We start from the raw sequence: 14152 nt of genomic DNA, 5'->3' as shown, positions 1-14152 counted from the left end.
CTGCTTCGAGGTGCCCGGCACGCCCTTGGCTGTTGCGCGTGACACTCGGACACCGCTGTTCGTGTGCTGCGCCGGACTCAGGCTCGCTGCGCCCAGCGCGCGGTGATCGTGTCCACGGCCGCCACCCCCTGCCGGATCCGCGCGTCGCTCGCGCGCACCGAGCGGGCGAACTCGACGTGCAGGAACGTGAGGTCCTCGGCATCGGCCCGGCGGCCCTGCACATTGTCCCGGCCCTCCAGCGGGCAGGAGCGGGTCCAGGCCCGGCACACCGCGAATCCCCGGGCGCGCAGGGCGTCGGCCAGCCGGCGGCCGTCGGCCCGGCCCGCCGTGCCCTTGCCGGTGGAGGCGACGACGTCGTAGCCGGGCGCGGAGTCGTCGGCGAAGCCGTGCACCTGGATGCCGGGCAGGCGGCGCCGGGCCAGTTCGTCGCAGACCGCGTCGAAGACGGAGTCCGTCCGGTGCGCCACGTCGGCGGCGTTGCCCACCCCGGCCCTGCGGTGCGCGCCCGCGAGCACCATGACCCCGCCGGGGGAGCCCAGCAGCACCCGGGCGCCGACGCGTTCGGTGTTCGCGTCGGCGGTGGGGTGCGGCACCTGCACCGACCAGCGCACGGGCGCGGACAGGTCGATGTAGACACGGCCCCGGCCGCGCGGCGTCGGGCCGTCCTCGGTGCGGTCGGACAGCTCGGCGTACCGGCGGCCGGTGGCGGAGTCGGTGAGCGTGCGCAGCTGGAAGTCGACGTCGGAGAGCAGCGTGCGGGCCCGGTCGAGGTGCCCGTCGAGGACCTGGCCCACGGCGTCGGCGACGGCGCGGCGTTCGGCGCGGCGCGGCTCGCGGTAGCCGGCGTCCTCGCGCAGGTGGGAGGCGAAGTCGGCGATCCGGTGCTCCAGCGGCACACCGGCGGGCGCGGAGCTGCTGTGCGTGCCCCCGCCGTCGCCGTGGCCCTGGCCGGCGCGGCCGATCGTATACGCGCCGAAACCGGCCACGAGTGCGCCGACGACGACAATCGTGGCCGCGACGCTGATCGACTTCGCTCGCTTCCCGGTCATGACCGCCACACGATAACCAGCGGGTCTGCGCGTGCACCACGGTGGCCAGGCAGGACCGCGGATCGCCGGATGAACTCCCGGCGACGAAGGTGAACAGTCCCCTTGCCCGATCGTGGTCGCGCCCAAACGGATTTCTCACCTTTTTCTTTCGCCTGTGCAACCCTGTGGTGCGTTCGTCCGTCTGATGGTCGGGGTCGCACTCCTGTGCGCTCTGTGGCGGGACACGTCCCGTGGGGCGTGCACGCACCCGCGGTGTTGCACGAGAGGAGCCAACCGTTGGCCGCTTCGCATCCGAAGCGGCGGCACAAGGTCCGCCGACGGGCCGACATGTCGCTCTTGGGGGGAATTCGACCACCGATAGCCGTCTTGTCGGTTCTGCTTCTCTCCCTCGCGGGAATCACCGCACTCACCCTGGGCAAACCGGACAACGCCCTGGTCCCGAAAGCGGTTCTGACGTCCCAGCAGTACGTCGCCGAGGACGGCGCGATCGCGCTGCGAACCTCGCTCGACGAGTCGGTCACCGACCTCACCAACACCGCGACGCTGTTCAACGAGGGCAAGCCCGTCTCGGCCGACACGGTCCTGGACAAGGTCGGTGACGTCTACCAGAAGTGGCGCGGCACCGCGGTCATCGAGATCAAGTCCGGCAAGCTGCTCGCTGCGCGCGGCGAGAACGTTCCGCTCACCGCCATCGATCTCACCGAACTCTCACGCAAGGACGGCCTGTCCCCCCGCATGGTGCGCCTGGACAACGGCCAGACCCGGCTGATCACGTCGAGCGCTACCTCACGCACGAGGGCAAGAAACTGCGCTTCGCCAACGTCTTCGCGGCCAACGACCCCGAGTCGACGCTGATGAACATCAACCAGCTGCTCGACCTGGGTGCCATCCACCGCCCGCTCAACGTGGTCGTCAACTGCCGCCCCGACCGCGTCGAACGCAACGGCCAGATGGGCGAGATCATCCCCGACCTCGACCCCGAGCAGGTCTTCGTCATCGGCCACCCGGCCAAGTCCGCCATCGACGCCATCCCGGCCGAGTACCGCAACCGGGCCGTCGACCTCGGCGGCGACCGCCGCGACCCCGAGGAGTTCATGGCCGAACTGCTCGGACGGCTCGGCGCCGACTCCTCGCTGGTCGCCATCGGCAACATCCACGGCCAGGGCGAGGTGCTCCTGGAGCACCTCGCCGAACTCCCGCCCGACGACAGTCCCGACGACGCGCCCACCACGCCCGCCGGGACACGGCCGCAGACCCCGGACCGGCACCCCGAGCACGTCGAGACCATGCAGCTGTACGCCCCGCGCCTCGACCCCTACCAGCCCTACCCGGAGGCGTACGAGACGCGGTACGCGCCGCAGGCCCACGTGCCGGCACAGCGCGGCAACGAGCGGCCGTACGCGCATCAGACGTACGACCGGCAGGTCCATGACCGGCAGGCCCATGACCGGCAGGTCCATGACCGGCAGGTCCATGACCGGCAGGTCCATGACCGGCAGGCCCACGACTGGCAGGCCCACGACTGGCAGGCCCACGACTGGCAGGCCCACGACTGGCAGGCCCACGACTGGCAGGTCCATGACCGGCAGGCCCCGCAGGCCGGACAGCGCGAGCCCTGGCCGGCCGTTGTCCAGGCCCCGTCCGCCCCGCAGCAGCCGCAGCACCAGCAGCAGCCCCAGCGGCCGCAGCACCGTGACCCCTCGCTCCACCGCGAACCTTCGCCGCACCACGAACCTTCGCCGCACCGCGAACCCCCGCAGCCCCGCGGCCTGTTCGAGGCCCGTATCCCGCCCGCGTCCCCCGCCGACGACTCTCAGCAGTGGCAGAACCCAGGAGAGCAGCACCGTTGATCCCCTCCGTCCTCACCCCCGAGATCGCCGCGATCGGCATCGCGATCGGGCTGCTCTTCTCCCTGATCTGCTACCTGACGACCAACCTCTCGCCCGGCGGCATGATCACCCCGGGCTGGCTGGCGCTGACCCTCGTCGAGGACCTCCAGCGGGCCGCGATGGTGGTCGGCGTGACCGTCCTGACGTACGTCGGCACCCTGCTGATGCAGAAGTTCGTGATCCTTTACGGCAAGCGGCTGTTCGCCGCGGTCGTGCTGCTCGGCGTGACGCTCCAGGCGACGGTGATGATCGTGCTGTCGCTGGAGTTCCCGCTGATGTACGCCAACCAGACCCTCGGCTTCATCGTCCCCGGCCTGATCGCCTACCAACTCGTCCGCCAGCCCCGGGGCGCCACCCTGCTGGCCACCGGATCGGTGACGCTCATGGCCTATGTCGTCCTCACCGCCGGAATCCTCCTCGGCGTCATGCCGTCCGCCTGACCAACGGAGTCGATCCCATGCCCCCCAAGATGAAGCGCCCCGTCCTGCACGCCGCGGTCGTGCTCGCGCTGCTCGGCGCCAGCGGATACCTCACGGTGGAGCTGAGGAAGGACGAGCAGACCAAGGCGCCCGCGGCGCAGGCCGTCATCGACCAGCCGAACCTGCAGAACGGCGGCGCCCAGCAGACCGGCGAGCAGACCTGGGAGCGCCTGAAGAACCCCGATCGCACGATCCTGCGCGGCGCGAACGGCCAGATCCTCGCCACCTTCACCGACGGCGCCCGCACCGCCACCCTGCGCGGCCCGTCCCGCACTTTCGACGAGCCCGCCAACACCAACTCCAAGGTGGTGACCGAGGACTGGGTGCGGCTGATGCCGGAGCCGTGGACCAGGGGCGCCGAGAAGGAGCAGTGGTTCAAGGACTGGTTCAAGAAGTACTACGGCAGCCAGGAGGACGACGTCTTCGCGATCGCCTTCCAGTACGTGCAGGGCGCGCCGGTCAAGAAGGACTCCGAGGGCATCCCGTACGCCGGCGACGCGGTGTTCGGCCCGTTCAAGGCGGACGGCGTGGACCGCCTGGAGCAGAACGACTTCTACGACTACCTCGGCATCCCGTACACCTTCCGCAACGGCACGACGATGTACCCGCGCAAGGAGCGCTACCGGGCGCTGGACTGCTCCGGCTTCATGCGGATGGTGTGGGGGTACCGGGCCCGCTACCCGCTGATGGCCACGAACACCCTCGGCGACGGGCTGCCCCGCACCGCGGACGGCATGGCCCGGTCCAAGGTCGGCGTCGACATCATCAAGATCAAGGGCCCGTCCCCCTGGTACGTGAGGCCGAAGAACATCGACGTTCTCCAACCGGGCGACCTGCTGTTCTTCAAGATGGACCACCGCACCGGCAACCACATGGACCACGTCGCCCTCTACCTGGGCCTGGACACCGACGGCCACCGCGTCTTCGTCTCCAGCCGCAAGGAGCAGAACGGCCCCACGATGGGTGACAAGGGCGGCGTCTCCCGCATCGACGGCAACGGCTTCTACGCCCAGCTGTTCCGCAGCGCCAAGCGTCTGTGACCAGGCGGGGGCCGGGCCGCGGTGAGCAGCCGGCCCGTCCTACAGTGAACCGGTGAACGGCGACTGGCTCATACGCGGCCGCGACGGCCGGCTCAGTGTCTATCTGCCGTCGGGCGACGCCGTCCTGTGCCGGGCGGAGCGGTGGCCCGGTGGTCCCTGGGACGCGCCGCGCCGGGTGGGCGGCGACCAGAAGCTGCACCCGGTGCTCGCGGTCGGGCAGGGCGCCGACCGCTACGCGCACCTGGTCTCCTGGCGGCCCACCGTGCCCGGCGAGGCGGGCCTCGTGCACTCCACGCACTTCCGGCCCCGGCTCGCGGCCCTGGACTTCAACCCGGTCGGGCACCCCGACAAGAAGGGCGACCGCACCGGCACGCCCGCCGTGGCGGTCGACGCGCAGGGACGCGCCCACGTCTTCGTCCGCAACAAGGGCGGCGGCGTGAGCATGCTGGCCCAGAAGGAGAAGGGCGGCTGGGAGGCCTGGCGCGACCTGAAGGGCCGTGACGTCCAGGACGAACTCGCGGCGGTGACGGGGGAGTCGGGGCGCGTCGAGCTGTACGCGGCCATCCCCGGGGGTCTGCTGCACTGGCGCCAGGAGGAGCCGGGTGGGCAGCCGGTCCTTCAGGAGGCGATGGACGTCCCGGTCCGTCCGGGCACGCTCCGCGCCCTGGCCACGTCCCCCGACAGCACCACCCTCTTCTACACCGACGACTCGGGAGACCTGTGCGCCTGGCGCCCCGGCGGCAAGCCGGTCACCCTGCTCCCTTCCGCCGGCCCCGGCCCGGTCGCCGCGGTCCGCTGCGAACTCGACGGCCACGACTGCACACTGCTTGCCCAGCGCTCGGCGAGCGGCCGCATCGCCTTCGCCGCCTACCCGACGGAAGACGAGTCGGCGGGCGCCTGGTGGACCGAGTCCGGCCCCCAACTCCCCGTCGACGCCCATGTCTCCCTGACGACGGACGAGAACGAGCGCGTGGTGGCGGCGGCCCTGTCCCCGTCCACCGGCCACCTCTTCCTCACCCGCCGCAACGACGAACCGGGCCTGGCACTGGAGGCGTGGCGGGAGGTCTGAGCGGGTCTGTCGCGGGACCGTTCGGGGCTGAGTTCGGGCCGGCGCACACGGCCACCCCGGCCGGGGACTTCGGCGTGCTCCAACTCAAGGACGACGCCGGATGGCTGGCCACCGGGCACCACCCGGACGTCGTCACGTACGTCGCACCTGGCGAGTCCCCTGCCCGGTCGGACGTGGTGGTCGGCGTCCACGGACGCGCCAAGCGCCACCGGGACGGCACCGGGCTGCGCATCGTCCATGTCGAGGACCGGCGCGCTGCCGCGGGGGAGGCTTCCTGAGACACGGAGACGCACCGGTGCCCGGCACACCAGTTGATGTGCCGGGCACCGTACGTCCGTGCAGGGGCGGTTACGCGGGAACGCTCGCCACGCCCGGAGCCAGGAACTTCTTTCCGTTCACGCGCTCCGAGACGCCCTCGCGGTCCAGGTACGGCGTGATGCCGCCCAGGTGGAAGGGCCAGCCGGCGCCCGTGATCAGGCAGAGGTCGATGTCCTGCGGCTCGGCGACGACGCCCTCCTCGAGCATCAGGCCGATCTCCTGCGCCACCGCGTCCAGGACGCGCGCCCGGACCTGCTCCTCCGTCAGGACGACATCGCCCTGCTTCAGCAGCGCGGCGACCTCCGGGTCCAGCTCGGGCCTGCCGCTGTCGTAGACGTAGAAGCCGCGCTTGCCCGCCTCGACGACCGCCCTGAGGTTCGGGGAGACCTTGAAGCGGTCCGGGAACGCCTTGTTGAGGGTCTCCGAGACGTGCAGGCCGATCGCCGGGCCGACCAGCTCCAGGAGGACGAGCGGAGACATCGGCAGGCCCAGGGGCTCCACCGCCTTCTCCGCCACCTCGACCGGGGTGCCCTCGTCGATGACGTTCTGGATCTCGCCCATGAAGCGGGTCAGGATGCGGTTCACGACGAACGCCGGGGCGTCCTTCACCAGAACCGCCGTCTTCTTCAGCTTCTTGGCGACGGCGAACGCGGTGGCGAGCGAGGCGTCGTCGGTCTTCTCGCCGCGGACGATCTCGAGGAGCGGCAGGACGGCGACCGGGTTGAAGAAGTGGAAGCCGACGACCCGCTCGGGGTGCTTCAGCTTCGACGCCATCTCCGACACCGACAGGGAGGAGGTGTTGGTGGCGAGGATCGCGTGCTCGGGCGCGACCGCCTCGACCTCCGCGAACACCTTCTGCTTGACCCCCATCTCCTCGAACACGGCCTCGATGATGAAGTCCGCGTCCGCGAAGCCCTCGGCCTTGTCCAGGACGCCGGAGACCAGCGCCTTCAGGCGGTTGGCCTTGTCCTGGTTGATGCGGCCCTTGCCCAGCAGCTTGTCGATCTCGGCGTGGACGTAGCCCACACCCTTGTCGACGCGCTCCTGGTCGATGTCCGTCAGGACGACCGGGACCTCCAGGCGGCGCAGGAAGAGCAGGGCGAGCTGCGAGGCCATCAGACCGGCGCCGACGACACCGACCTTGGTGACCGGACGGGCCAGGTTCTTGTCCGGGGCGCCCGCGGGACGCTTGCCGCGCTTCTGCACCAGGTTGAAGGCGTAGATGCCGGCGCGCAGTTCACCGCCCATGATCAGGTCGGCGAGGGCCTTGTCCTCGGCGTCGTAACCCTGCTGCAGGTCGCCGTTCTTGGCGGCGGCGATGATGTCGAGGGCCCGGTAGGCGGCCGGAGCCGCGCCGTGCACCTTGCTGTCCGCGATGAAGCGGCCCTTGGCGACGGCCTGGTCCCAGGCCTCGCCGCGGTCGATCACCGGACGCTCGACCTCGATCTCGCCCTTGAGGACGGACGCCGTCCAGATCAGCGACTGCTCCAGGAAGTCGGCGCCCTCGAAGATCGCGTCGGCGATGCCGAGCTCGTAGACCTGCTTGCCCTTGAGCTGCTTGTTCTGGTTGAGCGAGTTCTCGATGATGACCGAGACGGCCTTGTCGGCGCCGATCAGGTTCGGGAGCAGGGTGCAGCCGCCCCAGCCCGGGACCAGGCCCAGGAACACCTCGGGGAGCGAGAAGGCCGGCACGGCCGCGGAGACCGTGCGGTAGGTGCAGTGCAGACCGACCTCGACGCCGCCGCCCATCGCCGCGCCGTTGTAGTACGCGAACGTCGGCACGGCCAGCTTCGACAGGCGCTTGAAGACCTCGTGGCCGCCCTTGCCGATGGCCAACGCGTGGTCGTACTCCTTGAGGAGCTCGACGCCCTTGAGGTCGGCGCCGACGGCGAAGATGAACGGCTTGCCGGTGATGCCGACGCCGACGATCTCGCCGTCCGCGGCCTCCTTCTCGACCTGGTCGATGGCGGCGTCGAGGTTCGCCAGCGACTGCGGGCCGAAGGTGGTCGGCTTGGTGTGGTCGAAGCCGTTGTCCAGCGTGATCAGGGCGAACCGGCCCGCGCCCAGCGGCAGGTCGAAGTGGCGTACATGCGCCTGCGTGACGACCTCGTCCGGGAACAGCTCGGCCGCGCCCTTCAGGAGTTCAGCGGTGGTGCTCACTTGTCGCCTCCGTCGAAGTGCGGGTTCTCCCAGATGACCGTCGCGCCCATGCCGAAGCCGACGCACATGGTGGTCAGGCCGTAGCGGACCTGCGGCTGCTCCTCGAACTGGCGGGCCAGCTGCGTCATCAGTCGGACGCCGGAGGAGGCCAGCGGGTGGCCGAAGGCGATCGCGCCGCCGTACTGGTTGACGCGCTCGTCGTCGTCCGCGATGCCGTAGTGGTCGAGGAAGGCCAGGACCTGGACGGCGAAGGCCTCGTTGATCTCGAACAGGCCGATGTCGGAGATGGACAGGCCCGCCTTGGCGAGGGCCTTCTCCGTCGCCGGGATCGGGCCGTAGCCCATGACCTCCGGCTCGACGCCCGCGAAGGCGTAGGAGACCAGGCGCATCTTGACCGGCAGGCCGTTCTCGCGCGCGAAGTCCTCGGAGGCGATGATCGAGGCGGTGGCGCCGTCGTTCAGACCGGCCGCGTTGCCCGCAGTGACCCGGCCGTGGACGCGGAACGGCGTCTTCAGGTTCGCCAGGCTCTCCAGCGTGGTGCCCGGGCGCATCGGCTCGTCCGCCGTGACCAGGCCCCAGCCCGTCTCGCCGCCCTCGGGGTTGGTGCGGCGCACGGAGATCGGCACCAGGTCCTGCTGGATCTTGCCGTTGGCGTACGCCTTGGCGGCCTTCTCCTGCGAGCGCACCGCGTACTCGTCGGCGCGCAGCTTGGTGATCTGCGGGTAGCGGTCGTGCAGGTTCTCCGCGGTCATGCCCATGAACAGGGCCGACTCGTCGACCAGCTTCTCGGAGACGAACCGCGGGTTCGGGTCCACGCCCTCGCCCATCGGGTGGCGGCCCATGTGCTCGACACCGCCCGCGATGGCGACGTCGTACGCGCCGAAGGCGATGGAGCCGGACACCGTGGTGACGGCGGTCAGGGCGCCCGCACACATGCGGTCGATCGCGTAGCCGGGGACCGACTGGGGCAGGCCGGCGAGCAGGCCGGCGGTGCGGCCGATGGTCAGGCCCTGGTCGCCGATCTGCGTGGTCGCGGCGACGGCGACCTCGTCGACCTTCTTCGGGTCGAGACCGGGGTTGCGGCGCAGCAGCTCCCGGATCGCCTTCACGACAAGGTCATCGGCGCGGGTCTCGTGGTAGATGCCCTTCGGGCCCGCCTTGCCGAACGGGGTGCGGACGCCGTCTACGAAGACGACGTCCCTGACGGTACGAGGCACGATGGCTCTCCTCCAGGGTGCGGGATGGCACTGCTGCGATGCGCTGAGCGCGCGCTCAGAACCCATGCTACTTGTGGGTAACGTAGCTGCCCAGTCCCCCCAGGGGGAGCGGTGAACGTCACACCTTCGGGGAGCGGTCGAGCCCCGCGGCGTCAGCACCGGCGTCGGGACCGGATGGGACCGGATGGGACCCCGGGCCACATTCTTCCGCTACATGCCGTCCGAGGATCTTGGCGTGATCTCGACGTCCCTCTTCCGCTTCCGCGGCCCCTTCGGCGACCACGGGGAGACGATCTCGGCAGGAGCGGTCCTGGTGATCCTGCCGACGCTGATCGTCTTCCTGTCCCTGCAGCGCCTCATCCACAGCGGCTTCATGCGAAACGGCTTCATGCGAGGCGCGACCAGGTGAGAAACCTGAAGGGGCGCGGGGGCTGCATCGACATGCAGCTCCGCCGCGTGGGCGCGACAAGCCCCGGACCGCGACAAACCCCGGACCGCGACAAGCCCCCGGACGACCCGTAGCCGCCGTACGCCACAAGGCCCTACGGAGACTGGACACCCTTCGCCGACAGCGCCGCCACCAGCACCGGCGTCACCTGCTCGACCTGCCAGGCACGTGCCCCGTACCCCGTGAGCGCGGCGGCCACCGACTCGGCGTCGACAACCTTCGGCGGCTCCCAGCAAACGCGCCGCACGGTATCCGGCGCGATGAGATTCTCCTGCGGCATGTTGAGCTCCTCGGCCAGCGCCGAGACCCCGGCCCGCGCGGCCGACAGCCGGGCCGCCGCCGCCGGATCCTTGTCGGCCCACGCGCGCGGCGGCGGAGGCCCGGTCACCGGCTGCCCGGGCTGCGGCAGCGCGGCGTCGGGAAGCGCCTTCGCGCGGTCCACCGCGGCCTGCCACTGCTCCAGCTGCCGCCGTCCCATCCGGTGCCCGAACCCGTTCAGCGCGGCCAGCGCGTGCACGGTGCCCGGAAGGGAGAGCGCGGCCTCGACGATGGCCGCGTCCGAGAGCACCTTGCCTGGCGAGACGTCCCGCCGCTGGGCGATCCGGTCCCGGGTCTGCCAAAGCTCCCGTACGACGGCCAACTGCCGCCTGCGCCGCACCTTGTGCATCCCGGACGTACGGCGCCAGGGATCCTTGCGGGGCTCGGGCGGCGGAGCCGAGGCGATGGCGTCGAATTCCTGCTTGGCCCACTCGAGCTTGCCCTGTCGGTCCAGCTCCTTCTCCAGGGCGTCCCGCAGGTCGACGAGCAGCTCCACGTCGAGGGCCGCGTACCGCAGCCAGGGCTCGGGCAGCGGCCGGGTCGACCAGTCGACGGCGGAGTGCCCCTTCTCCAGGACGAAGCCCAGCACGCCCTCGACCATCGCGCCGAGCCCGACCCGCGGGAACCCGGCGAGCCGGCCGGCCAGCTCGGTGTCGAACAGGCGGGTGGGCACCATGCCTATCTCACACAGGCACGGCAGGTCCTGGGTGGCGGCGTGCAGCACCCACTCCACGCCGGACAGCGCCTCGCCGAGGGCCGACAGGTCGGGGCAGGCGACGGGGTCGATCAGCGCGGTCCCGGCGCCCTCGCGGCGCAGCTGGACCAGGTAGGCGCGCTGGCCGTAGCGGTAGCCGGACGCGCGCTCGGCGTCGACGGCGACGGGGCCGGAGCCGGCGGCGAACGCGGCGACCACCTCCGCGAGCGAGTCCTCGTCGGCGATCACGGGCGGAATGCCCTCGCGCGGCTCGAGCAAAGGAATCGGCGCCCCGTTCTCAGAAGATCCGCCGTCGTCCGGAGGGGCGCCTCCGGTGGTTCGCAGTGAGCTGTCTGCTGCGGTCTCTTGGGCGTCGGTCACATGTCAAGGGTATCCGGGGATGGACAGCGCCCGCCGACGGAACGTTCCGTCGACGGGCGCCGGGGGGTCGTAAACCGGTCAGGCCGGTGACACGTCCGGTTCACGACCGGCAGGAGGGCGTGGTGGGGATCGGCGGCCGATCCCGTTCACGTAGGTGAACGGTCGCGCCTCTTCGGCGGCTCTGCGGTGAGGGCGACGTCTCGTCGGCGGCGGCTTGGCGGGCGGTGCTTCCTCGGTGCGGGCGAGCCCTCGGAGGGCCCGCTTCTCAGTGGGGGACAGGGGACGGGGTCAGTGGATGATGCCGGTCCGCAGGGCCACCGCGACCATGCCGGCGCGGTCGCCCGTGCCGAGCTTGCGGGCGATGCGGGCAAGGTGGCTCTTGACGGTCAGCGCGGACAGGCCCATCGAGACGCCGATCGCCTTGTTGGACTGGCCCTCGGCGACCAGCCGCAGCACCTCGACCTCGCGGCCGGACAGCTCGCGGTAGCCACCCGGGTGGCTCGGGGCACCCGGGGGACGGCGGTGCAGCCGGGCGGCGGCCGCGCCGATGGGGGCGGCGCCCGGTCGGGTGGGGAGCCCGACGTTGGTGCGGGTGCCGGTGACGACGTAGCCCTTGACGCCGCCCGCGAGGGCGTTGCGGACGGCGCCGATGTCGTCGGCGGCGGACAGGGCCAGGCCGTTGGGCCAGCCCGCGGCGCGGGTCTCGGACAGCAGCGTGAGCCCGGAGCCGTCGGGCAGGTGGACGTCGGCGACGCAGATGTCGCGCGGGTTGTTGATGCGGGGACGGGCCTCTGCGATGGACGACGCCTCGATGACGTCACGGACTCCGAGCGCCCACAGGTGACGGGTGACGGTGGAACGGACGCGCGGGTCGGCCACGACGACCATGGCGGTCGGCTTGTTCGGGCGATAGGCGACCAGGCTTGCGGGCTGCTCGAGGAGAACGGACACCAGGCCTCCTGGGGGTGGGGGGACGGGGCCGGCTTGTGGGGATGTAGCCGGGACGAACCGTGCTTTCAAGGTCATAGTCGTCTTCGGCACCAAACCCGGTGTCCTTTAGAGAATGATCACGATCTGGTGAGTAACAATACGTGCAATTCGGACATGCTATCGATCATCCGAAGATCGAATCGGTTCAGTCGGGGTCATTCAGGGTCGATACGAGGCTGAAAGTGGTCGTATCGACAAAGACACGGCAAGAAGCCGGTAAGACACTCACCGCGGCTGCGGGCCGCGCCGCTGCGGCAACGTCACCACCGAGGCGTCGCCCGGACCGGCCGGCGGCAGGCCCGCGACCTGGGCGAGCAGATCGCACCAGGAGGCCAGGTGGGCCGCCGTGTCCGGCACCCCGCCCAGCCCCTCCCGAGGCGTCCAGGAGGCCCGGATCTCGATCTGCGAGGCGGCCGGACGTGCCGACAGCCCGCCGAAGTAGTGGGAGCTCGCGCGCGTGACGGTGCCGCTCGGCTCGCCGCACGTCAGGCCCCGCGCCTGGAGCGCGCCGGTCAGCCACGACCAGCACACGTCCGGCAGCAACGGGTCGGCGGCCATCTCCGGCTCCAGCTCCGCGCGCACCAGCGTCACCAGGCGGAAGGTGCCGCGCCAGGCGTCGTGCCCCGCCGGGTCGTGCAGCAGTACCAGACGGCCGTCGGCGAGGTCCTGGTCGCCGTCGACGACCGTGGCCTCCAGGGCGTACGCGAAGGGGGCGAGCCGCTGCGGCGGCGGCACCTGCTCGATCTCGATCTGGGGCCGCAGCCGCACGGCTCTCAGTGCCTCGACGGCGGCCCGGAAGGGGAGCGGTGCCGTCCTGCTCGCATGCCCGTCCCCCTCCTTCGGGTCGTCCATTTCGCCAGCGCCGTCCGACAGTCGTCCCTGAGCCGCAGCCATGCCGGGAAGATTAAGCGGAACGGGGCGCTGGTGCAGGGCAAGACACCCCCGTGGAGCGTACGCAGCGAACGGGGTCGCCCGGGGCCGAGGTTGCCGTGAGGCGGGTGCGCCCGCCGTGCGAGACTTGCCACCGTGAGTGCCAACGAGACCCCCGCGGGCCAGCAGCCGCAGCCCACAGCTACGTACGACTCAGCCTTCCTCAGGGCGTGCAGGCGCGAGCCCGTGCCGCACACGCCCGTGTGGTTCATGCGGCAGGCCGGGCGCTCCCTGCCGGAGTACCGCAAGGTACGCGAGGGCATCCCGATGCTCGAGTCCTGCATGCGGCCCGAGCTGGTCACCGAGATCACGCTCCAGCCGGTCCGCCGGCACGGCGTGGACGCGGCGATCTACTACAGCGACATCGTCGTGCCCCTGAAGGCCATTGGCGTCGACCTCGACATCAAGCCCGGCGTCGGCCCGGTCGTCGAGCACCCGATCCGCTCCCGCGCGGACCTCGCGCAGCTGCGCGACCTGACCTCCGAGGACGTCTCCTACGTCACCGAGGCGATCGGCCTGCTGACCCGCGAGCTCGGCGCCACCCCCCTCATCGGCTTCGCGGGCGCCCCGTTCACCCTCGCGAGCTACCTCGTGGAGGGCGGCCCGTCCCGCAACCACGAGCACACCAAGGCGCTCATGTACGGCGACCCGCAGCTGTGGGCCGACCTGCTCGACCGTCTCGCGGACATCACCGCCGCGTTCCTCAAGGTCCAGATCGAGGCGGGCGCGAGCGCCGTCCAGCTCTTCGACTCGTGGGTCGGCGCCCTCGCCCCCGCCGACTACCGTCGCTCGGTGCTGCCCGCCTCGCGCAAGGTCTTCGCGGCCGTCGCCGGCTACGGCGTCCCGCGCATCCACTTCGGCGTCGGCACCGGCGAACTGCTCGGCCTCATGGGCGAGGCGGGCGCGGACGTGGTCGGCGTCGACTGGCGCGTGCCGCTCGACGAGGCCGCCCGCCGCGTCGGCCCCGGCAAGGCGCTCCAGGGCAACCTCGACCCGGCCGTCCTGTTCTCCTCCCGCGGCGCCATCGAGGCCAAGACCCGCGAGGTCCTGGACGCGGCCGCGGGCCTGGAAGGCCACGTCTTCAACCTCGGCCACGGCGTCCTGCCGTCCACCGACCCGGACGCGCTGACCCGGCTCGTGGAGTACGTCCACACGCAGACCGCCCGCTGA

The 14152-nt window shown here is 71.3% G+C and carries 12 protein-coding genes and 2 pseudogenes; 8 read left to right on the top strand and 6 right to left on the bottom strand.

From position 1 onward, the window contains the following. Window positions 1–77 precede the first annotated feature (77 nt). Window positions 78–1049, bottom strand: a complete 972-nt coding sequence (locus ABZV31_RS06310) for a hypothetical protein (protein ID WP_355888835.1) — start codon at window positions 1047–1049, stop codon at window positions 78–80. Window positions 1050–1415: 366 nt separating this feature from the next. Here ABZV31_RS06310 and ABZV31_RS06305 point away from each other — a divergent pair, with 366 nt between their 5' ends. The 6 genes and pseudogenes from ABZV31_RS06305 to ABZV31_RS06280 all read left to right on the top strand — a co-directional run bounded on the left by ABZV31_RS06305 (window position 1416) and on the right by ABZV31_RS06280 (window position 5804). After that, window positions 1416–1904, top strand: coding sequence for a hypothetical protein (locus ABZV31_RS06305; protein ID WP_355888832.1), 489 nt, complete (start codon window positions 1416–1418; stop codon window positions 1902–1904). Continuing rightward, window positions 1823–2899 (top strand): annotated as a pseudogene (locus tag ABZV31_RS06300) (poly-gamma-glutamate synthase PgsB); the annotation flags it as partial. The gene ABZV31_RS06305 and the pseudogene ABZV31_RS06300, both read left to right, overlap by 82 nt. After that, window positions 2896–3378, top strand: a complete 483-nt coding sequence (locus ABZV31_RS06295) for a poly-gamma-glutamate biosynthesis protein PgsC/CapC (RefSeq protein ID WP_355888829.1) — start codon at window positions 2896–2898, stop codon at window positions 3376–3378. The pseudogene ABZV31_RS06300 and the gene ABZV31_RS06295, both read left to right, overlap by 4 nt. Window positions 3379–3395: 17 nt before the next feature. Beyond that, on the top strand, window positions 3396–4457 hold the full coding sequence (locus tag ABZV31_RS06290) for an NlpC/P60 family protein (protein ID WP_355888827.1): 1062 nt from the start codon (window positions 3396–3398) through the stop codon (window positions 4455–4457). Window positions 4458–4509: 52 nt separating this feature from the next. Beyond that, window positions 4510–5526 carry a hypothetical protein gene (locus ABZV31_RS06285; RefSeq protein ID WP_355888825.1) on the top strand — a complete coding sequence of 339 codons (1017 nt, stop codon included), beginning with the start codon at window positions 4510–4512 and terminating at the stop codon, window positions 5524–5526. 74 nt (window positions 5527–5600) lie between these two features. After that, window positions 5601–5804: a hypothetical protein gene (locus ABZV31_RS06280; protein WP_355888822.1), complete on the top strand. Its 204-nt coding sequence runs from the start codon at window positions 5601–5603 to the stop codon at window positions 5802–5804. Between the two features lie 70 nt (window positions 5805–5874). On the opposite strand, the gene ABZV31_RS06275 is transcribed toward ABZV31_RS06280, so the two are convergent. Both ABZV31_RS06275 and ABZV31_RS06270 read right to left on the bottom strand, forming a co-directional pair. Next, entirely contained in the window at window positions 5875–8004 is a 2130-nt protein-coding gene (locus ABZV31_RS06275) for a 3-hydroxyacyl-CoA dehydrogenase NAD-binding domain-containing protein (RefSeq protein WP_355888819.1), read from the bottom strand. Further along, the gene (locus tag ABZV31_RS06270; protein WP_355888816.1) at window positions 8001–9221 is read right to left on the bottom strand and encodes an acetyl-CoA C-acyltransferase; all 1221 of its coding nucleotides are present in this window, start codon (window positions 9219–9221) and stop codon (window positions 8001–8003) included. Before ABZV31_RS06270 ends, ABZV31_RS06275 begins: the two co-directional genes overlap by 4 nt. 211 nt (window positions 9222–9432) lie before the next feature. Between ABZV31_RS06270 and ABZV31_RS06265 the strand changes: the two are divergent. After that, window positions 9433–9630, top strand: a pseudogene (locus ABZV31_RS06265) (carbohydrate ABC transporter permease); the annotation flags it as partial. 133 nt (window positions 9631–9763) lie between these two features. On the opposite strand, the gene ABZV31_RS06260 reads toward ABZV31_RS06265, so the two are convergent. From ABZV31_RS06260 to ABZV31_RS06250, 3 genes are all read right to left on the bottom strand, one after another. Next, window positions 9764–11062, bottom strand: a complete 1299-nt coding sequence (locus ABZV31_RS06260; RefSeq protein WP_355888813.1) for a ribonuclease D — start codon at window positions 11060–11062, stop codon at window positions 9764–9766. Between the two features lie 288 nt (window positions 11063–11350). Further along, on the bottom strand, window positions 11351–12013 hold the full coding sequence (locus ABZV31_RS06255) for a response regulator transcription factor (RefSeq protein WP_355888810.1): 663 nt from the start codon (window positions 12011–12013) through the stop codon (window positions 11351–11353). Between the two features lie 264 nt (window positions 12014–12277). Continuing rightward, entirely contained in the window at window positions 12278–12946 is a 669-nt protein-coding gene (locus ABZV31_RS06250; RefSeq protein WP_355888808.1) for a DUF3000 domain-containing protein, read from the bottom strand. A gap of 132 nt (window positions 12947–13078) precedes the next feature. Here ABZV31_RS06250 and hemE point away from each other — a divergent pair, with 132 nt between their 5' ends. Continuing rightward, entirely contained in the window at window positions 13079–14152 is a 1074-nt protein-coding gene (gene hemE, locus ABZV31_RS06245) for a uroporphyrinogen decarboxylase (protein WP_355888805.1), read from the top strand.

Origin of the sequence: Streptomyces sp. NPDC005202 (assembly GCF_040608235.1) — a bacterium.
GTDB lineage: Bacteria > Actinomycetota > Actinomycetes > Streptomycetales > Streptomycetaceae > Streptomyces.
The sequence above is the reverse complement of the archived record's forward strand: the minus strand, read 5'-3'. Positions and strand labels throughout refer to the sequence as shown.